The following is a 25,601-nucleotide window of genomic DNA, read 5'->3' as shown; positions in this document are numbered from 1 at the left end:
CCGATCGACCGCGCTGCCGGCCCGCGCCGTAACCTGGCCGCATGCGGTTCGGTGTGCTGGGTCCACTGGCGGTGTGGACCGACGAGGGCGCGGCCGTGGCCGTGCCGGGCCGCAAGGTTCGTGCCCTGCTCGCCTGCCTGCTGGTCAGCCCCGGTCGTGGAGTGCCCGCCGATCGGCTGGTCGACGATCTGTGGACAGCTGAGGCGCCCCGTGATCCGGCCGCGGCGCTGCAAGCCAAGGTTTCGCAGCTGCGCCGGGCCCTGGGCACCGCCGAGTCCGGGGCGCGCAGGCTGGTGGTTTCCACCGATGCCGGTTATCGGCTGGATGTCGCGGTGGAGGCCGTGGACGCCGGCCGGTTCACCGCGCTGCTCGCCTCCGCCCGCGCCCGGTCGGAGCCAGCGCAGCGGGCCGCGGCGCTGGGGGAGGCGCTGGCGCTGTGGCGCGGGCCCGCGTTCGCGGACTTCACCGAGGAGGCCTTCGCGCGCGCCGCGGTCGAGGAGCTGACCGAGCAGTGGTTGGCAGCGGTGGAAGACCGCGTCGACGCGCGCCTGTCGCTCGGTGAGCACCACGCGCTCGTGCCCGAACTGAGCCGGCTGCTCGACGCGCACCCGCTGCGGGAACGGTTGCACGCCGCGCAGATGCGGGCGCTGTACCGGTGCGGGCGCCAAGCAGAAGCGTTGGACACCTACACCCGGCTGCGCACCCGACTCGCCGAGGAGTTGGGGCTGGATCCCGGACCGGAACTCACCGAACTGCAGGAGGCCGTTCTCACCCGCGACCCGGAGCTGCGAGCACCTCAGCACGGCGGCCAGGACAGCGGCACGGCGGTGCGCACCAACCTGCCGACGCCGGTCGGACCGCTGATCGGGCGGGACTCGGCCGTTGTCGAGGTGGCGCAGGCGCTGGACGTCGCGCGGCTGGTCACCTTGACGGGGCCGGGCGGGGTGGGCAAGACGCGCCTCGCCCTGGAGGTGGCGACGCAGCGCACGACGACGCGTCCGGAGGCGCTGCCCGACGGTGCCTGGGCGGTCGACCTCGCCGATTTCGACCCGTCGGCGCACACCGACCCGGTCGGCGCGCTGGCCGATCTGGTCGGCTCGACCCTCGGTGTGCGCGATGACGTGGCCACGAGCGCTCCCCCGCCGGAGGAGCGCTCGCCAGCCGAGGACCGGCTGGCGCAGGCGCTGGCACCGCGGCACATGCTGCTCGTGCTCGACAACTGCGAACACGCGCTCGAACCGGCCGGGCGGATCATCGCGGCACTGCTGAGCGCGGCGCCCCGCCTGCAGATCCTGGCCACCGGCCGCGAACCCGTGGGCATCACCGGTGAACGGCTGCATCCCGTGCCACCGCTGGTGCTGCCCGACTCCGACGCGGACGACGTGGACGCCGCAGCAGGCTCGCCGGCCGTCGAGCTGTTCGTCGCGCGCGCAGCCGCGGCGCTGCCCGGGTTCCGGCTCACACCGGACAACGCACCCGCGATCGCCTCGATCTGCCGGCAGCTCGACGGGCTGCCGCTGGCCGTGGAGCTCGCCGTCACGCGCGTGCGCGCACTCGGCGTGCACGACCTCGCCGTCCGGTTGTGCGACCGCTTCCGACTGCTCACCGCCGGTCACCGCGACGCTCCCGCGCGGCAGCGGACGCTGCGGGCGGTGATCGACTGGAGCTGGGAGCTGCTCAGCGAGAGCGAACGCGCGGTGCTGCGGCGGCTTTCCGCGCACGGCGGCGGCTGCACCCTCGATTCCGCCGAGGCGGTCTGCGCCGGGGGTGACGTGCCTTCCGGGGAGGTGGCGGACGTGCTCGCCCGCCTGGTCGACCGCTCGCTCGTCACCGCCGCGGACACCGCCGGCGGCCGCCGCTACCGTCTGCTGGAGACCATCGCCGCCTACGCCCGGGAACGCCTGGCCGAAGCCGGCGAGACCGAGCCGGTGCAACTGCAGCACGCGCGCTACTACACCGATCTCGCCGAACAGGCCGACCGGTCGCTGCGCGGACCCGGGCAGCGGCGCTGGTTGGAAGTCCTCGATGCCGAAGCGGCCAACCTCCGCACGGCGCTGACCACCACGGCGCACCAGTGCGACCCCGCGTTGGCGGTGCGCCTGGCCACCGCCGCGGCGTGGTACTGGTTCCTGCGCGGTACCTACCGGCAGGCCCACCGCTCGCTCGACACGGCCGTGAACACGCCCGGACACGCGCCCGCCGCCCGCCGGGCCGAGGCCGCGGCGTGGCGGGCCGCGTTCGGTGCGCTCATCGGAACCGATCCGGCACCGCTGCAGCACAACGCCTCGGCCCTCGCGCTGCACAACGGGCGGGACGAGCCCGTCGCGCTGGCGCGCACGCAGTGGCTGCTCGGGCACGTCGGCGGCTTGCGCGAGGAGGAATCGGCCGAGCAGCTCGTCGATCAGGCGCTGCGGAGCTTCCACCGCCTCGACGACCGGTGGGGCACGGCCGCGGCGCTGCACACCAAGGCCGACCTGGCGCTGCTGCGCGGCGATCTCGACCGGGCCCGGGACCGCGGTGCGCAAGCCGCTGCGATGTTCGCCGAGCTCGACGACCTCTGGGGCCAGGCGCAAACGGCGAAGGTGCTCGGGATGCTCGCCGAGATCGCCGGCGAGCACGACCGGTCCGCCCGGTTGCACCGGGAAGCGCTGCACAAGGCCGAAGAGCTCGGCTTGTGGCCGACCGCGTCCGAGCAGCTCTCCCGCCTGGGCCGGCTGGCGCTGCTGGCGGGCGATTACCGCACAGCTGATGCCCACCACCAGCGGGCTCTGCGGCTGGCCCGCGAGCACGCGCACGAAGGCGGTGTCAACTTCGCGCGCGGCGGGCTCGGCCTCTCCGCCCGGCGCCAGGGCCTGCTCGACGACGCCGAGGCCCACCTCCGCCCGGCGCTGTCCTGGGAGCGGCACATCGGCTACCGGGTCGGCCAAGCCTGGATTCTCGCCCAGCTCGGGTTCACCGCCGAGCAGCGCTGCGCTCCCGACACGGCCCGCGACCTGCACCTCGAGGGCCTCGCGGCGGCACGTTCCACCGGCGATCCGCGCGCGGTGGCGCTGGCCCTGGAGGGGCTGGCCGGCGCGCGAGCTTCGGCCGGGGACCACGAGCACGCGGCGGCCCTGCTCGCCGCCGCAGCCACCCGCCGCGATGCCGTGCACGCGCCGCTTCCGCCCGCCGAACGCGGCGACGTCGACCGCATCACGCGGTCCCTGCGGGAACACCTCGACGAGACCGCGCGGGAGGACGCGCGGCGCCGCGGCGAGACCGCCGAGCTGGACGCGCTCCTGCAGCCGCTCACCGACGCGGGCCGCTCCGGCTCGGCGCAGTCGCAGTGCTGACCGGAGCCCGGAACCTTCGGCACCACCCAGCTCCGCAGCTCGTCAACAACTACCGCGGCATGGCCGCTGCCTCGACAGCTGTGACGCGGCCGGATGCCGCCGGCCCCCCGCGACCGCTCCGCTAACGCCCGCGCACCGGGGATTGCCACTCGGTCTGCTCGCGCAGGTTGCCCTTGCGGAGCTTCCCGCCGGGGTTGCGCGGCAGGGGCTCGCCGCGCACGTCGACGTACTGCGGAACCTTGAAATCGGCCAGGCGGGTGGACAGGTGCTCCAGCACCGCCTGCACGGAGAACTCGGAACCGGCTGCGGGCACGAGCACCGCCCCGACCTTCTCGCCGAGAACGTCGTCCGGCACGCCGACGACCGCGGCGTCGGCCACCCCCGGAGCGCCGGCGAGGGCGTTTTCCACTTCGACCGAGTACACGTTCTCCCCGCCGCGGTTGATCACGTCCTTGGCGCGGTCGACGACGTGGACCAGCCCCTGCTCGTCGATGCGCGCGAGATCGCCGCTGTGCAGCCAATCGTCGACGAAGGTCGCCGCGGTCGCCGCGGGGTTGTTCCAGTAGCCGGCGACCACGTTGGGACCGCGGATGAGCAGTTCCCCCACGTCTTCCCGGTCGGGCTCGTCGACGGCGAGGTCCACGACGGGCACGGCGAACCCGACCGAGTCGGTGTGTTCGGCGGCCCACTCGTGCGGCAGGTACGTCGCGATCGACGCCGTTTCGGTCAGGCCGAAACCGTTGCCGACGCGCGCGTTCGGGAAGCCCCGCTTGATCCGTTCGACCAGCGAGGGCGCGATCGGCGCACCGCCGTAGGAGAGGTGCGTGACGCCGCTGACGTCGAACTCGCCGAAGTCGGCCTGCGACAGCGCCAGGGCGTAGATCGCGGGCACGCTGGTGAGCACGTTGATCCGCTCGTCCGCGATGGTGTGCAGGAACGTCAGCACGTCGAAGGTGGGCAGCACGACCGTCGTCCCGCCGAGGGCGAGTTGCACGAGCAGTTGGCTGTTGCAGCCGGTGACGTGGAACAGCGGCACGGACACGAGGTTGCGCAGGTTCGGGCCGTCGGCCCGGTCGATCCCGATCACCCGGATCGCTGTCTCCACGTTGGACAGGAAGTTCTCGTGGGTGGTCATCGCCCCTTTCGGCGAGCCCGTCGTACCGCTGGTGTAGAAGATCGCCGCGAGCGCACCGGCGGCGAGATCGTCCGCCGCGTACGGTTCGCCGTCGGGCAGGGCCTCGTCCGGTGTGAGCACGGCGCTCGCGCCGCAGTCATCCAGCACGTGGTCGACCTCCGGCTGGGCGAACCGGGTGTTGACCGGGACGGCCACGGCCCCGGCGAGCTGCGTGCCGAGGAAACCGAGCACCCAGTCCACACCGGCGGGCAGCAGGTTGGCGACCCGGTCGCCGTGCCGGACCCCGTTCGCGCGCAGCCCGCCGGCCACGCGCGCCGCGCGGTCCCACAGTTCGCGGTAGGTCAACCGGGGTCCGCGGACCTCGACCACCGCTTCCTGCTCCGGGTGGTGTTCGACGGTGCGGCGCAGCATGTCCACCAGGGACGGTGCGAGGTTCGCGTAGCGGGCGATGCCGCGTTCGTCGCGCACGACTCCGGAGGTGTCGAAGGGCGCGGCACCGCGCGCACGGGGTTCGATGCTCGTCATGAGCTCACCTCTCGCCCGCGAAGTAGCGGCGCGGGTTGTCCACCAGCATCGTGCGGATCTGCTCCTCGGTGGTGCCGCGCTCGCGCAGTGCGGGCAGGACGTCGTTGGTGATGTGCAGGTAGTGCCAGTTCGGCGCGGCCTGCGCCAGCGCCTGCTGGGTCGCCTCGCCGGAGAAGAAGTCCATGTAGCAGGCGGCGTCGTGGGACAGCACGATGCGGTCGGTGTAGCCCTGCTCGCACAGCGACGCGATGGTGTCCACCCTGTCCTGGGTGGTGTTGAACAGGTCGAGGCCGAAGCGGTCGCATCCGATCGACGCGCCCCGATCCATGATCCGCTTGAGGTAGTCCTGGTCGTTGGTGTCGCCGGCGTGGCCGATGACGACCTTGGTGAGGTCGACGCCGCGGGAGGCGTAGAAGTCCAGCGCGAGCCGGCCGGTCTGGTGCGCCGCGTTGGTGTGCACCGTGATCGGCACGCCGGTCTCCCGGTGGGTTTCGCAGATCGCCTGCTGAACGCGGGTCTGGTCGTCGGTCAGACCGCGTTGTTCCACGACGCATTTCAGCAGCGCCGCCTTGACGCCGGTCCGCCCGATGCCTTCGCGGATGTCGCGGACGAACATCTCGGTCATCGGCTCGGGACCGCCGAGCATCGTCCCCGGGCCGCGGTAGTGGAAGAAGTGCTGGATCTCGTCGAAGGTGTACAGGCCGGTCGCGCCCACGATGTTGATGTCGACCTCGGCGTTGACCCGCTGCACCCGCGGTACGTAGCGACCGAGCCCGACGACGGTCGGGTCCACGATCGTGTCCACCCCGGCCTGCTTCAGCTCGCGCAGCTTGGTGATCGCGTCGGCGACCCGTTCCTCCTCGTCCCACCACTGGTCGCCGTAGTTCTGCATCACGTCCGGCGTGAGCACGAAGACGTGCTCGTGCATCAGCGTCACGCCCAGCTCGTTCACGTCGACCGGGCCGCGCACCGTCTCCACGGAGCCCATGAACCCTCCTCCTGCGCACTGCCCACCGACTGAGCGGTATGTGACGGTGATTACAGGTGATGTGCCGGGAGTCGTCAAGTGGGCCGGGCGCCGGCCTCGCGAACGCCACCCGCCGCGGCCCGGACCGCGCCGCGGCGGCACGGGGCGCCGACGCCACCGTGGGAGGATGGGGCCGGGATCCTCGCCCCACCCGACGACGACGGAGACGACGATGAGCACACGCGACCGCAACGCCCAAGGCCGAGCGGAGAACGCACGTCCGCGGGACGGCCTCGGCCGGCCCCTGCCGCACGGCAGTGTCGGCGTCGAGCGGGTGAACGAGGACATGGTGCTGACGCCTGCGGAGAGCCTGCGCGAGGGACAGCGCCTGCTCACCGCCCAACGGCCCTTCCACGCGCACGAAGTCCTCGAAGCGGCCTGGAAGAACGCCTCCGGGTCGGAGCGCGGGCTGTGGAAGGCCCTCGCCCAGCTCGCGGTCGGCCTCACGCACGTCCGCCGCGGCAACCCGAAAGGTGCCGCCTCGCTGCTGCGCCGCTGCAGCGAGGGCCTGCACCCGTACACCGCGGATCCGCCGCACGGCATCCGGGCAGCCGAACTCACCGATCACACCGCGGAGCTCGCGACGCGGATCGAGCGGGACGGCTTGAGCGCGGTCGATGACGCCGAGCTCGATCCACAGCTGGCAGCGGACTCGCGACAGCCCGCCGAGCCGCACACCGGAGCGGACTGAAGCACCCGACCGCAGGCTCGCGCGGAGCGTGCGCACCGGCCCGCCGCTCCCGGTGACCGCCCGGGCTCCGCACCAGGTCCTTCAGCCCGGGGAACCCTTCAATCCGGGGAACAGGGTCATCGCGTTTCCGGAGAGGATGCGGCGCACCGTGGACTCGTCCAGTCCGAGCGTGCTGATCGCCCGAGCGTTGTGCGCCGCACCGGGAACACCAGGCCAATCGGTGCCGAAGACCCACTTCTGCGCGAGCCGTTCGAGGTCGAAGCGCGCGTAGTACTCCGGGAGCTTCTTCGGCGGCAGTCCCGCCAGGTCGAGCCAGACGTTGTCGCGCGCCAACGCGAGGAACGCGGCCGCGTCGTACCACCAGCCGCGCCCGCCGTGGGCGAAGACGAACTGCACATCGGGGAAATCTTCGATGACGTCCATGAGCAGTTCGGGGTTGCCGTTGCTCGTGCGCGACCCCGGGAAGGTGCTCGTGCCGGAGTGCAGGATCACAGGTACCCCGCGTTCGCGGCACACCGAGTAGGCCGGGTAGAGCTCCTTGTCGTCGGGACGGAACGCGCCGTGCACGGGGTGCAGCTTCAAAGCGACCGCGCCCATGTCGAGTTGGCGCTCGACCTCCGCCGCGACCGGATGGTGCAGGCACGGGTTGACGTTGGCCACCAGCCGGAATCGCCGCGGATCGTGCCGGGCCAACGGGACCGCGTCCTCGATCGGTTGGATCCCCGTTGCTCGCGGGCTGTACTCGGCGAACAGCAGTGCGGCGTCGACGCCTTCGCGGGCCAGCAGTTCCTCGAAGCGTTCCGGGTCGGGGGTGTCACCGCCGCCGTAGGCCGAGCGCCACGGGTGCGCGCCGGAGAACTGGTCGGCCCAGTCCAGCCAGGCCTGTTTCAGCGTGGACAGGCGCGGTGCGTGGACGTGGGCGTCGATCACGATCTCGCCGTCGAGCATGCTGCGTTCCTTCCGTCGCTGACGTCCATTGTCTAGTTGCCTGACCAGTCAGGCAACACTAGTCTTGCCGAAAGCACCGCCAGCACTCGCGCGACCCGGCGACGGCGCCGCAGGCCGATGCCGACCGCGAGAGGCAGCCACGCCCTCCCGAGGAGCCCGCTGATGAGCACCGTTGACAACGATTCCAGCCCGAACCCCCTGGACCGGCTGCTCGGATTGCGCGTCACCAGCAGCGGTCCGGAGCGGGTGGAGGCCACCATGCCGATCGGCGAGGAGCACAAACAGGCGCACGGCATCGTCCACGGCGGTGTGTACTGCACGATCATCGAAGCCGTGGCCAGCATCGGCGCCAACGTGCGGGCAGGTGAGGAGCACGCCGTCGTCGGGCTGTGCAACAGGACCAACTTCGTGCGGGCGGTGCGTGACGGCACGCTGCGCGGTTTCGGGGTCCCGGTGTTCGACGAGTCGGGGCAGCAGACGTGGGAGGCATCGATCTTCGACGAGGACGACCGGCTGGTCGCCACCGGCGTGGTGACGCTGCTGCAGCTGGACCCCCCGCCCGATCAGCGTCCCAGCGGCACGGCCAGCCTGCAGAGCTCCGGCAGCTGAATGCAGCCCCTCCACCTGCCGGTCGCAGGGGTCGGCATCGCCGCTGCGTCCGTTGCGCGCGGCCGGGTCACCGCTTGAGCACCTGGCCGAAGAAATTCCGGCACGCCCGGCAACGGTGCTGGTCGGTCATCAGTTGGGGGCCGTACATGGCCATCCGTTCCACGTCGTCGCTGCCGCACCACGGGCAGGTCACCCGCTCGTCCTCATCGTCTCCGCTTCCAGCCGGCGTTGCAGCTGGTTCCACCTCCGCCACGGCAGCTCACCCCACTCCCAGGAACCAGAAGCCGTCCGGTGCGCCGGAAAGCCGATGCCCACTTCCTCCAGCACCGGGCCGGTGGCGTCCAACCACTGCCGGCGCCACTGCTCATTGCCACCGGTCACCAGGCCCGCATCGACGAGATCGCGGATTCCGGGCTCACCGGCAGGACCGAACCAGGCCAGCACCTCGGTGAACGATGCGTCGACGCGTTCCTGCAGCATGCGATGCCCGGGTGCGTAGCGTGCGACCAGTTCACGCACCCGGCCCGCGCCGTACTGGTCCTGGAAGCGCTCGTCCTCGAGCATCCGCCCGGCCCGTTTCGCGAGCTCGTCGTGCGCGGACTGCTTCAGCGCGGCAAGCACGACGTTGCACGCGCTGTTGACCAGGAACACGGAACACACGGCGTGCGCCCAGCCCGGCCACGGCTCGTCGAGAAGGGTCATGTTGTAGCGGCGGGTGCGTCCGCCTGCGCTGTCCGGATCGGACAGTCCGGTGGCCTGCAACTGCTCCAGCACCGAATAGAGCATCCGGGCCTGCCCGAGGAACTGCTGGCCGATGGCCGCACCTGCCACGCTTCCCTCCAGAGTGGGCGGTCCTACCGCCCACTCGGCCAGGCGCCTGCCGAGCGCGTACTTGTTGTCAGCCAGCACGACGGTCATGTTGATCAGTCCGGATCTGACCTCTTGGCCTGCGACGTCCCAGTCCGTCATGTCGTTGCGCTCCCAGTCGTGGTGGTTCCGCTCCCGGTGGCGACCGCCGGAGGCATCACCCAGTAGACCGCCTCGGCGGGGACGAGGACCATTTCCACAGGAGTGGTGTGTTGCCCCCGCGCGATCTCGCACGCCGCGTCGTCGTCAGCGGCTTCGACGACGCCGACGTGCTCCAGCGCCCGTTCGGCGTCGTCGCGGGCGAAGACGAGGTACTTCGTCATCGATCCTCCCCTGCCTGTCACTGCGGGGACGTGGCGCGGACGACGCGCGAGCGCGGCACGACGAGCATCTCGACCCACTTCTGCTCGTCGAAGGTCATGTAGGCGAAGACCTCCGCGTCGGCAACGCTGACGGCACGCACCATTCCCAGGTGCCACAGCGCGGCATCCCGGCGACCACGCCCGTAGACCTCGAAGGGCTCCTCCTCGGTCGTGCTCATGTCAGATCACCGCCAGTGCTGCAAGCGCGGCGCGTCCTTCCGGCGTGACGTCCTCGCGGGACCACGCCTCGAAGACCTCCTGCACCCGCGCTCCGTCCACAGCGTCCAGACGGAGCAGGCGCTCTTCGACGTCCTCGACGATCATGTGGGTGCACGGGCACGCCACCGAGGTGAACGTCATCCGCACCGTGACGCTGGTGCCGTCGATGTCAATTCCGCGCACGAGGCCGAGATCGACGATGCTGACGGGCAGTTCCGGATCCTCGACGTCGCGCAGCGCTTCGATGATCTCCGCTTCGGTTGGCATCACGCCGCCTCCTGCAACTGCTTGTACCCGCGCTGGATGCGCCCGACGAACTCCTCGTTGCCCGGGCCGCGGTGGCGCCAGCGCTGCATCACGTCGTCCCACGTCACCTGACCGCCGTCGTGGTCCCACTGCTTGGCGCAGGGATCGAAGGCCATCGGGAACGGGCAGTCTACGACGTAGCGCTCCTGTTCGTCGTCGTAGTGCGCAGGCACCGACATGCCGAGCTTCTCGCACAGCGGCACCGCCGTGGACATCCACTGCTGGCGCAGCTCGTCGTTGGTCTTGCCCTTGATGCCGTACATGATCTGGTCCTCGTGGCGCTTGAGCTCGTCCGGCAACCCGAACCACTCGAGGGTCAGCACGAACATCCAGTCCAATGCGCGCTGCAGTTCACTGCGCTTGTCGGGGTCCTCGGCGAAGATCTTCATCCAGCGCTCCCCGTGCCTGAGGTGGAAGGACTCCTCCTTCTCCACCTTCAGCAGCGCCCGCTTCCACGGGCCGTAGGTGGAGTTCTTGTGGATGTCGCCGAGCAGGACGTAGCCGGCGCGATCGTAGAGGCCGTTGGCCACCACGAGTTCCACCCAGCTGTCCAGCGGTACGTCGAAGGCGTACGGGTATTTCCACTTCTTCGGCGGGCGCTCGAACACCAGCTCGTCCATGTCCTCGCCGAGGTCGGCGAGCATCCGGTAGGCGATGTGGGCGTGCCCGAGTTCGTCCTGGATGGCCCCTGTCTCGGTCATGTACGCCCCGAGGTTGGGGGCGTCCCGCGTGGCCCGCATGTAGGCCGGCGCACTGATCATCTCGGTGTCGCCGGAGACCACGAGCGTCTGCTTGAGCGCCTTGAGATAGCCCTCGCTCGCGTGCTCGGGCCCCTCGATGAGTTTGCCCCGGGAGATCCGCTCGAGAACTTCGTCTTCGCTAACCACCGCACGACCTCCTGTCTGACCGGATAGTCAAATCTTACAGGCTGCATGCCCGCGTGAACAGCCATGACGATGCTTCCGCTACCGCGCATGTCCTCCGCTGCCGCACGTGCGCCGCTGCCGGAGGCCGCGGCAGCTATGCCGACTGCTCGAGCAGTTCCTTGACGAGCGCGGCGCCCTCGGCGGCGACCGGCAGGTCCGCGACCCGGTGAGCAGTGGCCTCCGACTCCGGGTGCACGGTCACCAACACCGAGGCGCCGCGCACGGGCAGCACGTCCTGGGCCTCGCGCACGCCGAGAGCCACGCACAGCGCCGGAGCGAGGGAGCGTTTCAACATGCCCACCTCCCACTGCGGTGGCACGAGCCCGCGATGAACGGCTCCGGCGGTTCCGCCGACACCCGTGCGCCACTGCGCGGCCAACTGGACCACCTCCGCAGCGGCGTCGGCGGGGAGGTCGTCGCCGAGGCAGAACACGACGGACGCCCGATCGAGCAGGCAGTCGTCGACTTCCCGGAGGGCGCCGACCGAGCGCGGCTCGTCCGCAGCCGGTTCCAGGGCGGGTTCGACCACCGCCCCCTCGACCGTCTCCACCTCGGCCTCAACACCCGTCCGCCGCGCCAACGGCCGGTAGGCCCCGGGCCGCAGCGTCGCCACCGTCGGCGTGGTTCGGCTGATCACGAGTGCATCGGCCGTGCCCGCCCACGCCGGTTTGACCCACCCGATGCGGGGCTTCTCCCCCGCTTCGACCTCCACGCCCGTCACGTCACCGGTCAGGCCCAGACCGAGCCGGGCGGCCACCCGCGGCACGTGGTCGCGGCCGCCGGTCGTCCACGGAGCCACGAGCGCGGCGGGCCGTTCGGCCGCCACCACCGCGGCCAGCGCGTCGGTGTGCGCAGCCGTGGTGCAGTCCCGCAACCGCGGGTGGCGCACGTGCAGCACCCGGTCCGCGCCGCGAGCCGCGAGCTCGGTGCTGGCACCGCCGTCGTCCGCGGCCAGCAGCACGGCCGTCACCCGCGCGGCAAGCGGTGCGGCCGCACGCCGGGCGCACGCCAGGCCTTCGAACGAGACCGGATCGAGGACGTCCCCGTCGCGTTCGGCGAGCACCCAGACATCGCGATGCGGGGCGGGATGCGACTGCCATGGCTCCGCGTCCTCCTCACCGGGTGCGTCGGCGGCGAGCTCGTGCACGCGTCCGGCGGCCTCCGCAGCGGTCACGAACGGCTCCCCGCGCGGCTCGGTGTCGCGCGCCCGCACCTCCCTGACGAAGGTCGGTGAACCGCGGGTGCCGTAGTCGGCCGGTTCGCCACCCAGGTCATCGGCCGTGAGCTCGGTGATGTCGGCCGCACGCTGCCCGGTCGTCTCCGGCGGCACGGGCCCGCGGGCCACGGTCACCGCGGCGGGAAGCGGCAGCCGCCAGTGCTCCCGCCCGTAGCCGGTCTCCCGTTCGACGGACAGTGCACCGTCCTCGCGATGCGCGCTCACGATTTCGGTGCTCTGCGCCATGCCGGCGAGCTCGGCCACCTGCTGACCGAGCTGGGCCGTGGCACCGTCGAGCGTGCCCCGTCCGAACAGGACGAGGTCCGGGGCCTCGCGGTCCACGACGGTGGCGAGGGCCCGTGCCGTGGCCAGTGTGTCGGCCCCTTTGAACCGTCGGTCGCACAGGTGCAACGCACGGGTGGCACCGCAGCGGGCCGCCTCCTCGAGCACCGCGCGCCCTCCCGGCGGGCCCATCGTCACCGCGACGATCTCGTCCGCCTCTGCGGCCAGCTCCAGCGCGTGCCCCAGGGCCTGCACATCCAGCGGGTTGCACAGGGCGGGGACGTCCTCGCGAACGACGCGGTTCGCCCGATCGAACCGCACCCGGTCCAAGCGCGGCACCTGCTTGAGACATACCAGGAACTTCACACCTGCCTCCGTTCCGCCGTGGTCTCCGCGGCTGGCAACAACCCCGTCGCCTTCAGCCGCCGCCGGTGCAGCTGCGCCATCTTTCGGCTGTGCCGGGGCGCGACGAGATCGCCCCAGGCCTGCACTGCCGCTTCGCCTTCGTCGACGATGCGCTGCACCTGCTCGGGCGGGACCTGCAAGTCCTGCAGGCACCGCGCGCCGAAGCCGATGTGCCAGCGCTCGTCGCGGTGCACCAGCTCCACGCCGCGACGCAGTCCCGGCAGGCAGTCCAGCTCGTCGAGGACTTCGAAGAAGGCGAACTGCCCGGCGATCAGCACGACGCCTTCCAGCACCATGTGGTACAGCCCGATCCCGGCGGGCATGCCGCCGTCGTGGCCGACCCGCGCCGCGCGCTGCGGGAGTTCCTGTTCGAACAGGCGCAGGAACTGCCGCGGCATCCATCCACGGACCGCGCTGCGCCGCTGCTGTCGCGTGTCGCCGGCGACCCCTGGGATTTCGGCGACGACGCGGTCGAAGAACCGGGAGTGCCGGAATTCGTCACCGTCCTGCATGCGGAAACACGCCGCTGCGTCCGGATCGTCGATGGCGTCCGCGAAGGCCCCCAGTTCGTCGGCCACGGCCCACTCCGCGATGCAGAACCCCGCGATGAGACCCATGACGCGGTCGCGGTCGTGTTGCCGCAGGCCCGCCCAGGCCGCCGCATCCGCGGACAGGTCGATGTCGCGCTCATCCCACTGCAACGAGCGGGCCGTGCGCAGAAAGTACTGGTATCCCGCCAGTGCCATCGCTGCCACGCTCCCTAGATCTCGGGCATCTCGAATTCGTCGATCTCCTCACCGGGGGCGAGTTTGCGGAAGTCCTGTTTCATGGCACCGCAGACGGGGCAGAACCAGTCTTCGTCGAGTTCCTCGAACGGTGTCCCCGGTTCCACGCCGCTGTCCGGGTCCCCTTCTGCGGGGTCGTACACCAACCCGCACACCACGCAGATCCACAGTGCTGTGTTCGGATCCGACTGCTGTTCCTCGCTGACCTTGACCACGGCGTTCGCCTCGCTCGCGCTTCGCAGGGAATCGACAGTTGCCGACCGGTCACCGATTCAGCCGCCGAGGTCGAGCTGCATGAGCCCGCCCACGCCGCGGAACGCGGAATCACCGCCGGGCCGGTACACGTGGGTCTCGGCGGAGACGATGCGCTTGTCCTCGCGGACCCGGATCACTTCCGCCCGCACGCGCACCTCCTCGCCGATCCGCACCGCCGCGGAGAAGCGCACTTCCTGACCCATCAGCACGTATCCGGACCCGGTGAGCCGACTCAGCGCCGAGTTCACCAGGCCGACCAGCAAGCCCCCGTACCAGGCGGCTGCCGTAGGGGGTGCGGGCGGCGAAGCGCTCGTCGGTGTACAGCGGGTTGTGATCGTCCACCAGATCGGCGAAAGCGGTCACGGTCGCGTCGTCGATCACCTTGGTGATTTCCGCAGAACGACCGACCTCGGGCAGCGGGTCCACGCCGGACTCCCTCCTGACCAGGAACGACAGCACTCCGGTGTTGCTTCAAACTAGACACTTCCTGACCGGTCAGTCAAACTCGGCTCCCGATCGGTCCCCCTCACCGCAGCACGCGAGCTCCCCGGTGAGCAGCGCCCTGCGCTGATGCGCGGGCCACGCCACGGCGACCCCGCGCTCGGTGTCGAAGGAGACGATCACCAGTGCGCCGTCGGCCACCAGCTCGTCACCGTGGTGGACGGTGAAGCCGTAGCGCAGCGAGCTCCGGCCGATGTCGTCGATCCGCAGCTGCACGTGCACCAGGTCGTTGAACCGCAGCCGACCCCGGAAGTTGGCCTCGACCCGCACGCGCGGTGTCCTGCCGAACGTCTCGTCGACGATGCCCAGCCGCGTGTGCAGCTCCGCCTCAGCGGCCTCGACCAACCGCACGATGACCGTGTTGTGGTGCTGACCGGCCGCATCGGTGTCCATCCACTCGATCCGCCGCTCGATCACCACGCTCGCACCGCACCCGGACGCCGATCCCTGGTGCTCACTCTCCGGTAGCGCAGACTCGCCGTTGCACCGCACTCCCGCTCACCCCTGCGCCCGGAGCTTGAACCGCTGGATCTTGCCGGTGCTGGTCTTGGGAAGTGCGTCGACGAATTCGACGAACTGCGGGTACTGGTACCGCTGCAGGTGCTGTTTGCACCACTCCTGCAGTTGCACGTCGAGCCCCTCGGAAGCCGGTCCCTGTTCGGGCACGACGACAGCCTTGATCTTGGCGAGCCCTTCGACCTGGATGCTGACGACCGCAGCTTCGAACACCTCGGGGTGTTCCAACAACGCGCTTTCGATCTCGATCGGCGACACCCACAGCCCGCCGATCTTCATCATGTCGTCGGCCCGGCCCTCATACCAGTAGAAGCCGTCGGCGTCGACGTGGTAGCGATCGCCGGTGAAGTACCACTCCCCTTGCAGGGAGCTCTTGTTCTTCTCCCTGCGGTGCCAGTAGGAGGCCAGCGCGCTGTCGCCCTTGACGTACATGTTCCCCGTCTCGCCGGTGGCGACCTCCTGGCCTTCCAGCCCCGCGAGCCTGATCTCGTAGCCGGGCACAGCCGCCCCCGAGGAACCCGGCTTGGACGCGTCCAGCCGATTGGTGCAGTAGATGTGCAACATCTCCGTCGAACCGATTCCGTCCAGGATCGTCAGACCGAACGCGTCGTGCCAGCTGCGCCACACCTCGGCGGGCAACGGCTCCGCAGCCGACACGCACAACCGCACCGAGGACAGGTCGCGCTTGTCCGCGCCCGGCGAGCGAAGCATGGCGTTGTACAGCGTCGGCACGGAGAAGAACAGGGTGGGGCGGAAGCGCTCCGCGGTCTCCAGCACGGCTTCCGGCGCCGGGCGGCCGTGCTGGAGCACCGCTGAACCGCCGTACCACAGCGGGAACGTCATCCCGTTGCCGAGACCGTAGGCGTGGAACAACTTCGTCGAGGAGAAGTGCACGTCGGCGTCGGTGACGTCGAGGACCTGCCCGGCGTACCGCTCGCAGGTCGCCGCGATGTGGTCCTGCAGGTGCACGACCCCTTTCGGTGGCCCCGTCGAGCCGGAGCTGTACAGCCAGAACCCCATGTCCTGGCCGTGCGTGTCGACCGGTGCCAGTTCCCCGGAGTGCTCGGCCAACAGCTCCGGCACCGTCGGGCTCGGACCGTCCGCGTCGGCACTCACCACCGTCACGTCCAACCCCGCCAGCGCTGCCACGACATCGGGATGCAGCGCCGATTCGACCACCACCACTTCGGCGTAGCTGTCCTCGACGAAGAACCGGAAATCCTCGACGCGAGAGCGCGGGTTCACCGGAACTGGAACGGCCCCGATCCTGTTGGCGCCGAGGAAGACGACCGGCAGCACCGGGGTGTCGTCGAGTACGAGCAGGACCCGCTGCTCACGCCGCACCCCGAGCGCCCGCAGCGCTCGTCCCACCGAGCACATGCGCGAGTGCAGGTCCGCGTAGGTGACCTGCTCCTGTCCGCAGTAGAAGGCGACCTTGCCGCCTCTACCGGCCTCGAGGTTGCGGTCGACGAGCGTTGAGATGTTGAAGCGTTCGGACAGCATGCTCACTCCTGGCGTTCCTCTTCGCGATCGCAACGACCGGACGGAAGTGACGCACAACACTCACCCGACCTGGTGCACTGAGACTACCTAAACGGTCAGTCAGAACACACCCCCTGGTCGGGAGTGGTTTCATCGGTTAACCTGCCTGAACAGACAGTCAGTACCGAGGGACTGCGCACTGGCTGCTATCCGACAAGGAGTAACCGCCGATGACACAGGCACCGTCGCCCGCAGGCACGACGCTCGAGGAGTTGGACCAGACCTACGTGGCCACTGATGTCGTCGACGGGGTGGGCTACATACGGCTCAACCGTCCGCCGGCCAACAGCCACGACCTGCAGATGGTTCTCGAGTTCGACCGGGCAGTGCTCGCGACCCGGCTGGACGACGACGTGAAGGCCGTCGTCCTCGGAAGCGAGCTGGAGAAGTTCTTCTCCGCCGGCGCCGACATCAAGGAACTGCAGAACCAGCCCGCGTACCGCACCGGCCTGCTCAGCCAGACCACCAAAGAGATCATCATGCGGATGCGCAGCATTCCGAAGGTTTTCATCGCGCAGATCGAGGGGCACTGCATGGGCGGCGGCCTGGAGCTCGCGATGGCCTGCGACCTGCGATTCGCCGCCGACAGCTCGCAGAAGTTCGGCATGCCCGAGATCCACCTCGGGATGATCCCCGGCGAAGGCGGCACCCAGCTGCTCGGCCGGTCCGTGGGCCTGTCCAAGGCGCTGGACCTCATGCTGGAAGGCGGCTCGTTCGACGTGCACAAGGCCCACGAGCTCGGTCTCGTCGACAAGGTCTTCTCCGCGGAGTCGATCGCCGACGAGACGTTCAAGTACGCCCGCGCCATCGCCGACGGACCGGTCCGCGCCGCCGGATTCACCAAGATCTCACTGACCGAAGGCACCGAGATGTCGCTGCACAGCGCGTTCGCGTTCGAACGCCAGCTGCAGAACGAACTGCTCGGCTGCGCCGACGCGGAAGAAGGGGTCAACGCCTACATGGAAAAGCGGACTCCGAAGTTCCCCGGCGACTGGGGCAACTGACCGCACCCTCGCGCACCGGACCGGGTCGGGCGACGTTGCCCGGCCCGGTGCGCGTTGCGGACGGGCGCGCGATGGCGTGCCGGTCAGACGACAGCCAACAGCCGCAACAAGCCGTCCAGGCACATCGACCGGTACCGCGCGTAGCTGCTCTTCCAGTCCTTCTCCTGCAGCCAGGTCAGGAAGATCCCGTCGATGTAGGCGCGCATCTTCGTGGCCGTGTCGGCGATGTCGTCGATGACGAACGCTCCCTGGCTGACACCGTCGCGCAGGATCTCCTCGTACAGACCGTTGATGATCTCCTTGGTCATCTTGGACAGACCGCTGAACGAAGCAGCCCGCGCGGAGTGCTCCACCAGGTCCAGGTAGAGCAGGTAGAAGTCCCGGTTCTGCTGCGCTCCCACGAACACGGCGTCGATGAGCGCCTGCACGGCCTGATGCGGATCGTTCCCTGCCTCCGCCAGTCGAGAACGGATCCGATCCGCCGTGCGCAGCAGGGCCCACCGCATCGTCGTGCTGAGTACGACGTCCTTGGACTTGAAGTGGTAGAGCAGCAGACCCTTGCTCACCCCGGCGTCCTCCGCGATGTCCTGCAGGGAAGTCCGGTGTCCGCCCTGGCGGGTGATCACGCGGTAGGCACTGCTGATCAGCGAGCGCTCGCGTTCGGACAGGCCCATCCCGGCTTCCGCTTGCCCGGGAGGAGTCACCTTGGTCATGATGCGGACTTCCATCTCACGTGGGTACGGAACCCGTCCAGGATACAGATCTGGCTGACCAGTCAGTCACTCACTCGGTGGTCCTGGCCGGGCATCAGCCGCGCCAACCGACGATACGAATCGAACAGCGCGTTCTCGTCCTGGCCGCTGGTGGTGACCAGCACCTCGTCCGCACCCGTGTCGTCCACGAGGGACTGCAGCTGGTCGGCGACCTCGTCCTCGGTGCCGTACACGTGACCGCGCATCGCGCGTTCGAACTGCTCGCGCTCCCACCGGTTCATCTCCCGGGCGAGGACGTCCTCGGCCGGCTGCAAGGGCGGGAAGACGCCGTGCACGCGCGAATGCGCGGTCGACCACGCCTCCGGAACCAGCAACCGGCGAGCGTCCTCGGTGTTCGCGCCGACCGCCACGGAACGCGACAGCACCACGTAGGGCTGCGCGGACCACGGTGACGAGCGGAAGCACCGCCGGTAGTGCTCGACGGCGCGTCGCAGCGCGTCGTCACCGCGCACGGCGGCGATCACCAGCGGCAGCCCCGCCTGCGCCGCGTGCTCGGCACCCGCTCCGGTCGCCAGCACGAACACCGGCATCCGAAGTCCCTCGGCCGGGACGGCCCGCACCTGCGCGTCCGGTCCACCCGCGAAGTAGCCGAGCAGCTCCGCCAGCTGCGTTCCGAAGCGCTCCGCGTCCTGCCGGCCGCTGCCCAGAGCACTGCGCACCGCCGCGGTGAAGCCGAGCGAGCGCCCCAGGCCCAGATCGATCCGCCCCGGGTGCAGCGAGGCGAGCACGCCGACCTGCTCGGCGACCACGAGCGGCTGGTGGTTCGGCAGCATCACCCCGCCCGTGCCCACCCGGATCCGCGAGGTCGCCGAGGCGACCGCCGCGGCGAGAACCGTCGGAGCCGAACCGGCCACCCCGACAACTCCGTGGTGCTCGGCCACCCAGAACCGGTGGTAGCCCAACGCCTCGGCTTCCGCGGCGAACCGGACGGTGCGGTGCAGCGATTCCGCAGGAGGCCGCCCGTGCCGCACGAGCGAGCGGTCCAGGACCGAAAAGCGCAGCGGTGTCGTCACACCGGTGGCAACACCCGCGGCAACGCCGTGGATTCCACACGGGTCGAACCGCTGCCGCGGCGGAGTTCAGCCGCGCACGTGCGTGCGCGGCGCGGACCGCACCGGCCGGATTCCGGCGACCGGGCGGTTGCTCGCGCGCACCAGCCGCGGACCGGCCGGACCGAACACCGCGCGGGGTTCGGGGAACAGCTGCAGCATCGCCAGGTACAGCAGCGCGGCGGCGACGAGGGTGGCGGGCAGACTCACGTCCACCCCGCCGGCGATGCCCGCCAGCGGCCCGACGATCAGCGGCGTGTTCGCCATCAGCAGCCCGACGGCGGTCGCCGGGATCCACGCCGCCATCGCCCGCCAGTTCACGCCGCGCGCGTACCAGTAGGTACCGCCCCGCTGCCCGCGGTTGAACACCTGCAGGTGTTCGGGCAGGTAGTGGCCGCGCCGCACCCAGTAGCCGAGCATCATGATCACCATCCAGGGCGAGGTGCACAGCAGGATCAGCGTGGTGAACGCGTTGATGCTGGCTACCACGTTGAACACGAACGAACCCAGGAAGATGAACACCACGGCGCAGGTGCCGACCAGCGCGGTGGCACGCACGCGGGACAGCGCGGGGAACATCGAGCTGAAGTCCAGGCCCGTGCCGTACAGCGCCGTGGTCCCGGTCGAGAGCCCGCCGATCAGCGCGACCGCGATCAGCGGCACCGCGTACCACGGCGGGGAGACCGCGGTCAGTCCGGCGATGTAGTCATCCGGGTCGGCGACCAGCGTGGCGGTGGCGATGCCGAACCCGAACGGCAGCATCGTGGCCAGCTGGGCGCCGAGCGGAGCTGCCAGCACCCTCGGTTTCGACGCGCCGTCCGGGATGTAGCGGGACCAGTCGCCGAGGAAGGCGCCGAACGAGACCGGGTTGGCCATGGCGGTGAGCACGGCCAGCCCCCACGTCGGCCAGAACTGCCCGCCCGCGTACCCGCCGTGCCCGGCGAACGTCGGGTCGAAATCGCCGGCGTAGGCGAAGAACCCGAGCAGCATCACCGCGCTGCACGCGATGACGGCGACCCGGTTGACCGCGAGCATCAACCGGTAACCGTAGATGCACACCACCAGGGTGGCCACGGCGATGACGCCGTAGGCGAGCCCGCGCAGCACGTCGCCTCCGTCCACTCCGAACAGCCGGCGGACCGCTCCCGTGAGCGCGTCCCCGGAGACCCACACCGAGATGGAGAAGAAGGCGACCGCTGTGAGCAGGGACAGGAAGGACCCGACGATCCTGCCGACCACGCCGAAGTGCGCACCCGAGGACACCGCGTTGTTGGTGTGGTTCTTCGGGCCGAACAGCGCCATGGGCGCCAGGATCAGCCCGCCGAGCACCACCCCGACGAGGGTCGCCGTCAGCGCGGCGAGGAACCCGAGGCCGTAGGCGATGGGCAGCGAGCCCAGCACCACGGTCGCGAAGGTGTTGGCACCGCCGAAGGAGAGCCGGAACAGGTGCCACGGCGTCGAGGTCCGCTCCGCCTCGGGGATCGGTTCGACGCCGTGCACTTCGATGTCGGTGGCACGTTCACCCATGTCGCCTCCCGCTGCGCCGTTTGTGCCGCACTCGGCTCAGCTCGGCTCGGTATCGACCCGGCTCGCGCTGCGCGCTCCCAGATGGGTCGGCGCGAAGAGCTCCAACCGGTGGCGCAGCAGCACCACGCTCGGGCCCGGTTCGGCGAGCGCGGCCGCCAGCTCGTCGCGCAACGTCCGCACCGTCACTTCCCGCGCGCAGACCCCGAACGACTCCGCGAGCGCCACGAAGTCGGGGCGAGCCAGCTCGGTCGCCGTGGTCTCGCCGAACGCGCCCTGCGAGTACTCGCGCAGGATGCCGTAACCGCCGTCGTCGATGATCAACCAGGTCACCGGCAACCGGTGCTGCACCGCGCTGGCGAGCTCGGCGATGCCGTAGAGCGCCCCACCGTCACCGGAAACGGCCAGTGCGGGGGCACCGGTCGCCGCGCAGCCGAGCGCGGCGGGAAAGCCGTAGCCGAGCCCGCCCGCGCCCTGCGCGGAGTGCATCCGCCCCGGCCAGGCCGACCACGCCCAGTACCCGAGGACGGTCATGTCCCAACAGCTGGGTGCGTCCTCGGGCAACGCGGCCCGCACGTCCTCCAGCACCCGGCGCTCCACCTCGAGGCGCTGATCGTCCAACCGGGAGCGGATCCCGTCGAGCAGCTCCGCGACGGCGGTTTCCGCCGCACCGTCGGCGGGCCGGGCGCGCACCGCGGCAGCCAGTTGCCCGAGCGCCTCCGCGGCGTCGGCGTGCAAGCCCAGGACGGGATGGTTGGCACCCAACTTGCCCGCGTCCGCTTCCACCTGCACGACCGTCCCCCGGGGACGGAGGGTGTGGTAGTTGCTGGACAGTTCCCCGAGTCCGGAGCCGACGACCAGCAGCACGTCGGCGGCGGCGAGGAACTCGGTGCTGTGGCGGTCCTCCAACCAGGACTGCCCGGAGAGCGGGTGCTGCCAGTCGAACGCTCCCTTGCCGCCGAAGGTGCACAGCACGGGTGCGCGCAGCTTCTCCGCGAGCGCGCGCAACTGCTGCTGCGCGCCGGCGCGCAGCACGCCTCCGCCGGCGAGGACGACCGGGTTCTCGGCGCCGTCCAGCAGCCGTGCGGCTTCGGCGAGCGCTTCGGGCTGCGCGGCGAGCTCCGAGCGCTGCACCGCGAGGCTGCGCACCGGCGGCAGCACCGCCGGTCCGCGCAGCACGTCCTCCGGGACTTCCACCCACACCGGGCCGGCAGGTGCTTCGGCCGCGGTTTGCCAGGCCTCGCGCAGCACCGTCGGCAGCTGCGCGGCATCGCGCACCAGGTGCGTGGACTTCACGACCTGCGCCGCGCTGGCCTGCTGGTCGGGCAACTCGTGCAGATAGCCGTGCCGCCCGCCGCCCAAACCGGCTCGCGGGACCTGGCTGGAGATCACCAGCAGCGGAACGGAGGAGGACCGCGCTTCCTGCAGCGAGGCGAGCGTGAGCAGCGCACCGGGCCCCGTGGACACCAGCAGCGGTGCCACCTCCCCCGTTTCGCGGGCGAACCCGTCGGCGGCGAACGCGGCGTTGTTCTCCACGCGCGAGGCGACCAGCCGCAGATCACCGCTGCGGCGCAGCGCGTCGAACAGGCCGAGCGCGTGCTGGCCGGGGATCCCGAACACGGTGTTCGCCCCGAGGGCGCGCAGGGACTCGACGACCAGGTCTGCCCCGGTGCGGTCAGCCACGGTCACCTCCTTCCCCGCGCGCCGGCGGTCGCCGCGCAGTCGGGCGGGGTAATCGGCGTGGCCGTCGGGCAGGTCATGTGCGCTCCTTCTCCGCGGTGGGCTCCCCGGTCAGCCGCTCGTCCCAGTTGTCCAGCACCTCGGGTTCGGTGCGCGTGGTCACCAGGCTCACCAGCACGTAGCTGAGCAGGCTCGCGCCGAGGCCGTAGTAGATCGCCTCCTCTGCGAGCAGCCCCTCGGTGACCATCGTGCCCAGTGCGACGACCGAACCCGCGATCATCGAAGCCCCGGCGCCCGCCCGCGTGGCGCGCTTCCACACCAGCGCGCCGAGGATCGGGACGAGCAGGCCACCGACGAGGATGTTGTAGCCGACCGTCAGCGCGGCCACGACGTCGTTGACCGCCATGGCGATGCCGATCGCGAGCAGCCCGAGCAGCAGTGTCGCCAACCGGTTCGAGCCGACCTCGCCCTCCCCCGCCGGACGCTGCCGGCCGCGCAACCGGGCCCAGACGTCGTTCGTGCTCACCGTGGAGCAGGCGATCAGCGCACCGCTCGCCGTGGACATCAGCGCCGCCAACGCGGCCACGAGCACCAGCCCGCGCAGCCCCGCGGGCAACATCCCCTCCACGATCGTCGCGAACGCGACGTCGGGATCGGCCAGGTTCGGGTACACCGCCCGAGCCGCGGTACCGATCAGCGCACCGGCGACGGCGTACAGCACGCAGTACGCCCCGGAGGCCAGCCCGCCGCGAGTGGCGATGCGCGGAGTGCGCGCGGTGAACACCCGCTGCCAGATGTCCTGGCCGATCAGCAGGCCGAACACGTAGGTGAACACGTAGGACACGATCGTGGCGCCACCGATGTTGGTGATGTCGAAGAACTCGGGGCCGACGCGCTCGGCGATCCCGTCGAAACCGCCTGCGGAGAGCAGGCTGATCGGCAGCAGCAGGAAGAACACGCCCACCGTGGTGATCAGGAACTGCACGATGTCGGTGAGCGTGATGGACCACATGCCGCCGAGCACCGAGTAGCAGACCACGATGCCGCCGCCGATCGCGATGCCGCCGATCGCGGGCACGTCGAACAGCACGGTGAAGACGGTCGCGAAGGACAGGATGGAGGTCACCGACAGCATCAGCGTGTAGCCCCACATCACCACGCCGGAGAGCACGTCCACCGCGCCGCCGTAGCGCAGCTTGAGCATCTCGGCGACGGTGAACACCTTCAGCCGGACGATCCTGCGCACGAACAGCGCGTGCAGCAGCAGGATGCCCAGTCCGATGGAGCTCACCAGCCAGGCACCCGAGATGCCGTAGCTGTAGCCGAGCCCGACGCCGCCGATGGTGGACGCACCGCCGAGCACCACCGCCGACATCGTGCCGGAGTACAGGAAGGTGCCGAGCCGGCGGCCGGCGACCAGGTAGTCGCTGCGCGTCCGCGCCAGCCGCGCCCCGCGCCAGCCGATGCCGAGCATGCCGGCCAGGTACAGCCCGATGACCAGGTAATCAAGAGCCATGGCGCCTCCGGGAGGATGCTGTGCGGTGACGTCCGCCACCGCTTGCCGGAAACGCTAAGCAGCCCGCAGACTGCTCGGTAGTGGACGTTCTGTCCATCGGATCGCTAATCTTTGGATGAAATGACCAGTGCGGAATTCCTCCCGGCCACGGTCCCGCTGCGGGTCTTCGTCGACCGCGACGACCTGGGCGCGGTCCTGCTCGCCGGCCCGGACGAGGCGTTGGAGCGGCCCGTGCGCTGGGCGCACGTCAGCGAGCTCACCGACCCGGTGCCGTACCTGCTCGGGGGCGAGCTGCTGCTGTGCTGCGGGGTGGAACTCGCACCCGATCCGCAGTCCACGGACGACTACGTCCGCGGACTGGTCGGCGCTGGCGTCACCGCCCTCGGCTTCGGTGTCACCCCCGTTTTCGACGCGGTACCGCCGGCGCTGACCGAGGCGTGCCGCCGGCACGGACTGCCGCTGTTGGAAATCCCCGAACGCACCCCGTTCCTCGCGGTGTGCCGGACGGTCGGTGAAGAGCTGAACACGCGGGCGCAGGCCTCGCTGCGTCGGCTCACCGAGGCGCAGCGCGCGCTCACCGCCGCAGCCGCGCGCTCGGCGCCGCGCGCCGAGGTGCTGCGCGAACTCGGCAACCGCCTCGGAGGGTGGGCGGAGATCGTCGAGGCGGACTCGCCGGTGCCGGACGCCGTGCACGAACTCGCCGAACGAGTGCGCGCCGGCATCGCCAGCGCGGCGACGGAACTCGACGACGGCACGCAGGTGGTGGCGCAGCCGGTCGGCAGGCGGATCCTCACCGCGGGCAAACCGGGGCGTTTCGACGGTACCGATCGCGCGGTGATCGCCGTGGGGATCGCGCTGCTCAGCGTGGTGGCCGGACAGGTGACGAGCGCGTCACTGGGGTCGCTGGTCACGGCGCTGCTGTCCGGTGCGGGCGCGTCCGAACCGTTGCTCGGCGCCGTGTTCGGCCGCCCCGGCGGGCAGTACCGGGTGGTCGCCGCCGACGCCGGTGCGCGCTTGGACGGGCTGGCCACGCCGCTGGTCGGTGACGACGGGCGCACCGCGATCGTGGACACCGACATCGACGTGTCCCGCGTGGACGGCTTGATCGCGGTCAGCAAGGCGCACGCCGCGGGCGAACTGGCGGATGCGGCGCGGCAGGCGCGGCAGCTGCTCGACCGCGCGCGCTCGGTGGGGCGGTCGTTGCACGCCGAGCGCGCCGACACCGGCTTCGCCTCCGCCGTGCGGCCCGAGGCCGCACGAGCGTTCGCGAGCGAAGTGCTCGCACCGCTCGACGGACATCCGCAGCTGCTCGGAACGCTGCGCACCTGGCTGGCTCAGCACGGCAACTGGGACCGCACGGCGGGCGCGCTGGGACTGCACCGCAACAGCGTGCGACACCGCATCGGCAGGGCCGAACGGCAGCTCGCCGTGGACCTCGCCGATCCGCAGGTGCGCATGGAACTGTGGTTCGCGCTGCAGTGGCACGCGACCTGAACACGCCGATGTGCTCAGCGGAACCGCGCCGGAGTCGAGAGCGCCGCCGGATCGGCGTTCCCGGCCCAGCTACAGTGCGGCTGTGCGGTGCAAGGCGAGAACGAAACGCGGC

25 protein-coding genes are annotated in these 25,601 nt (G+C 70.7%); 5 read left to right on the top strand and 20 right to left on the bottom strand.

Translation table 11 applies throughout. The features are described 5' to 3' along the window. Positions 1–41 precede the first annotated feature (41 nt). A complete protein-coding gene (locus ACVGV2_RS09485; RefSeq protein ID WP_459165681.1) occupies positions 42–3,332 on the top strand; it encodes a BTAD domain-containing putative transcriptional regulator in 3,291 nt (1,096 codons plus the stop codon). 121 nt (positions 3,333–3,453) lie between these two features. On the opposite strand, the gene ACVGV2_RS09480 is transcribed toward ACVGV2_RS09485, so the two are convergent. Continuing rightward, entirely contained in the window at positions 3,454–4,992 is a 1,539-nt protein-coding gene (locus ACVGV2_RS09480) for a class I adenylate-forming enzyme family protein (protein ID WP_459165680.1), read from the bottom strand. 4 nt (positions 4,993–4,996) lie between these two features. Next, complete coding sequence (locus ACVGV2_RS09475) at positions 4,997–5,980, bottom strand: phosphotriesterase family protein (protein WP_459165679.1); 984 nt, start codon at positions 5,978–5,980, stop codon at positions 4,997–4,999. 211 nt (positions 5,981–6,191) lie between these two features. On the opposite strand from ACVGV2_RS09475, the gene ACVGV2_RS09470 reads away from it, so the two are divergent. Then, positions 6,192–6,710 (top strand): DUF309 domain-containing protein, encoded by a 519-nt coding sequence (locus tag ACVGV2_RS09470; RefSeq protein WP_459165678.1) that lies wholly within the window; start codon positions 6,192–6,194, stop codon positions 6,708–6,710. Positions 6,711–6,791: 81 nt separating this feature from the next. On the opposite strand, the gene ACVGV2_RS09465 is transcribed toward ACVGV2_RS09470, so the two are convergent. Then, the gene (locus tag ACVGV2_RS09465) at positions 6,792–7,658 is read right to left on the bottom strand and encodes an amidohydrolase family protein (RefSeq protein WP_459165677.1); all 867 of its coding nucleotides are present in this window, start codon (positions 7,656–7,658) and stop codon (positions 6,792–6,794) included. A gap of 162 nt (positions 7,659–7,820) precedes the next feature. On the opposite strand from ACVGV2_RS09465, the gene ACVGV2_RS09460 reads away from it, so the two are divergent. After that, the gene (locus ACVGV2_RS09460; RefSeq protein ID WP_459165676.1) at positions 7,821–8,267 is read left to right on the top strand and encodes a PaaI family thioesterase; all 447 of its coding nucleotides are present in this window, start codon (positions 7,821–7,823) and stop codon (positions 8,265–8,267) included. A 67-nt stretch (positions 8,268–8,334) separates the two neighbouring features. Here ACVGV2_RS09460 and ACVGV2_RS09455 read toward each other — a convergent pair whose 3' ends face one another. The 12 genes from ACVGV2_RS09455 to ACVGV2_RS09400 all read right to left on the bottom strand — a co-directional run bounded on the left by ACVGV2_RS09455 (position 8,335) and on the right by ACVGV2_RS09400 (position 16,410). After that, the gene (locus tag ACVGV2_RS09455; RefSeq protein ID WP_459165675.1) at positions 8,335–8,460 is read right to left on the bottom strand and encodes a PaaD-like zinc ribbon domain-containing protein; all 126 of its coding nucleotides are present in this window, start codon (positions 8,458–8,460) and stop codon (positions 8,335–8,337) included. Next, positions 8,457–9,236: a Phenylacetic acid catabolic protein gene (locus ACVGV2_RS09450; protein ID WP_459165674.1), complete on the bottom strand. Its 780-nt coding sequence runs from the start codon at positions 9,234–9,236 to the stop codon at positions 8,457–8,459. The genes ACVGV2_RS09455 and ACVGV2_RS09450 overlap by 4 nt, the downstream gene beginning before the upstream one ends. After that, positions 9,233–9,457 carry a hypothetical protein gene (locus tag ACVGV2_RS09445; protein WP_459165673.1) on the bottom strand — a complete coding sequence of 75 codons (225 nt, stop codon included), beginning with the start codon at positions 9,455–9,457 and terminating at the stop codon, positions 9,233–9,235. Before ACVGV2_RS09445 ends, ACVGV2_RS09450 begins: the two co-directional genes overlap by 4 nt. A 17-nt stretch (positions 9,458–9,474) precedes the next feature. Beyond that, positions 9,475–9,675 carry a hypothetical protein gene (locus ACVGV2_RS09440; protein ID WP_459165672.1) on the bottom strand — a complete coding sequence of 67 codons (201 nt, stop codon included), beginning with the start codon at positions 9,673–9,675 and terminating at the stop codon, positions 9,475–9,477. A gap of 1 nt (position 9,676) precedes the next feature. Continuing rightward, positions 9,677–9,982 (bottom strand): metal-sulfur cluster assembly factor, encoded by a 306-nt coding sequence (locus ACVGV2_RS09435; RefSeq protein WP_459165671.1) that lies wholly within the window; start codon positions 9,980–9,982, stop codon positions 9,677–9,679. Further along, positions 9,982–10,908 carry a Phenylacetic acid catabolic protein gene (locus tag ACVGV2_RS09430; protein ID WP_459165670.1) on the bottom strand — a complete coding sequence of 309 codons (927 nt, stop codon included), beginning with the start codon at positions 10,906–10,908 and terminating at the stop codon, positions 9,982–9,984. Before ACVGV2_RS09430 ends, ACVGV2_RS09435 begins: the two co-directional genes overlap by 1 nt. 133 nt (positions 10,909–11,041) lie before the next feature. Beyond that, positions 11,042–12,811 (bottom strand): electron transfer flavoprotein, encoded by a 1,770-nt coding sequence (locus ACVGV2_RS09425; RefSeq protein ID WP_459165669.1) that lies wholly within the window; start codon positions 12,809–12,811, stop codon positions 11,042–11,044. Next, positions 12,808–13,596, bottom strand: a complete 789-nt coding sequence (locus ACVGV2_RS09420) for a ribonucleotide-diphosphate reductase subunit beta (protein ID WP_459165668.1) — start codon at positions 13,594–13,596, stop codon at positions 12,808–12,810. Before ACVGV2_RS09420 ends, ACVGV2_RS09425 begins: the two co-directional genes overlap by 4 nt. A gap of 14 nt (positions 13,597–13,610) precedes the next feature. Continuing rightward, positions 13,611–13,850 (bottom strand): rubredoxin, encoded by a 240-nt coding sequence (locus ACVGV2_RS09415; RefSeq protein WP_459165667.1) that lies wholly within the window; start codon positions 13,848–13,850, stop codon positions 13,611–13,613. A 57-nt stretch (positions 13,851–13,907) separates the two neighbouring features. Beyond that, positions 13,908–14,153 (bottom strand): hotdog family protein, encoded by a 246-nt coding sequence (locus ACVGV2_RS09410; RefSeq protein ID WP_459165666.1) that lies wholly within the window; start codon positions 14,151–14,153, stop codon positions 13,908–13,910. A 232-nt stretch (positions 14,154–14,385) separates the two neighbouring features. Continuing rightward, positions 14,386–14,811, bottom strand: a complete 426-nt coding sequence (locus ACVGV2_RS09405; RefSeq protein WP_459165665.1) for an acyl-CoA thioesterase — start codon at positions 14,809–14,811, stop codon at positions 14,386–14,388. 78 nt (positions 14,812–14,889) lie between these two features. Next, on the bottom strand, positions 14,890–16,410 hold the full coding sequence (locus tag ACVGV2_RS09400; RefSeq protein WP_459165938.1) for a benzoate-CoA ligase family protein: 1,521 nt from the start codon (positions 16,408–16,410) through the stop codon (positions 14,890–14,892). Between the two features lie 209 nt (positions 16,411–16,619). Here ACVGV2_RS09400 and ACVGV2_RS09395 point away from each other — a divergent pair, with 209 nt between their 5' ends. Further along, entirely contained in the window at positions 16,620–17,453 is an 834-nt protein-coding gene (locus tag ACVGV2_RS09395; protein WP_459165664.1) for an enoyl-CoA hydratase/isomerase family protein, read from the top strand. A gap of 83 nt (positions 17,454–17,536) precedes the next feature. Here ACVGV2_RS09395 and ACVGV2_RS09390 read toward each other — a convergent pair whose 3' ends face one another. From ACVGV2_RS09390 to ACVGV2_RS09370, 5 genes are all read right to left on the bottom strand, one after another. Then, on the bottom strand, positions 17,537–18,181 hold the full coding sequence (locus ACVGV2_RS09390) for a TetR/AcrR family transcriptional regulator (protein WP_459165663.1): 645 nt from the start codon (positions 18,179–18,181) through the stop codon (positions 17,537–17,539). A gap of 47 nt (positions 18,182–18,228) precedes the next feature. Then, positions 18,229–19,239 (bottom strand): LLM class flavin-dependent oxidoreductase, encoded by a 1,011-nt coding sequence (locus ACVGV2_RS09385; RefSeq protein ID WP_459165662.1) that lies wholly within the window; start codon positions 19,237–19,239, stop codon positions 18,229–18,231. 66 nt (positions 19,240–19,305) lie between these two features. After that, positions 19,306–20,802, bottom strand: coding sequence for a purine-cytosine permease family protein (locus ACVGV2_RS09380; RefSeq protein WP_459165661.1), 1,497 nt, complete (start codon positions 20,800–20,802; stop codon positions 19,306–19,308). Positions 20,803–20,838: 36 nt separating this feature from the next. Next, the gene (locus tag ACVGV2_RS09375) at positions 20,839–22,488 is read right to left on the bottom strand and encodes a thiamine pyrophosphate-binding protein (RefSeq protein WP_459165660.1); all 1,650 of its coding nucleotides are present in this window, start codon (positions 22,486–22,488) and stop codon (positions 20,839–20,841) included. A gap of 67 nt (positions 22,489–22,555) precedes the next feature. Next, positions 22,556–23,995 (bottom strand): sodium:solute symporter family protein, encoded by a 1,440-nt coding sequence (locus ACVGV2_RS09370; RefSeq protein ID WP_459165659.1) that lies wholly within the window; start codon positions 23,993–23,995, stop codon positions 22,556–22,558. Positions 23,996–24,115: 120 nt separating this feature from the next. Here ACVGV2_RS09370 and ACVGV2_RS09365 point away from each other — a divergent pair, with 120 nt between their 5' ends. Continuing rightward, positions 24,116–25,489, top strand: a complete 1,374-nt coding sequence (locus tag ACVGV2_RS09365) for a PucR family transcriptional regulator (protein ID WP_459165658.1) — start codon at positions 24,116–24,118, stop codon at positions 25,487–25,489. Positions 25,490–25,601: the final 112 nt, after the last annotated feature.

The organism is Bounagaea algeriensis (genome assembly GCF_054491375.1).
Note: the sequence above shows the minus strand (reverse complement) of the source record. Positions and strands in the feature narration are given on the sequence as shown.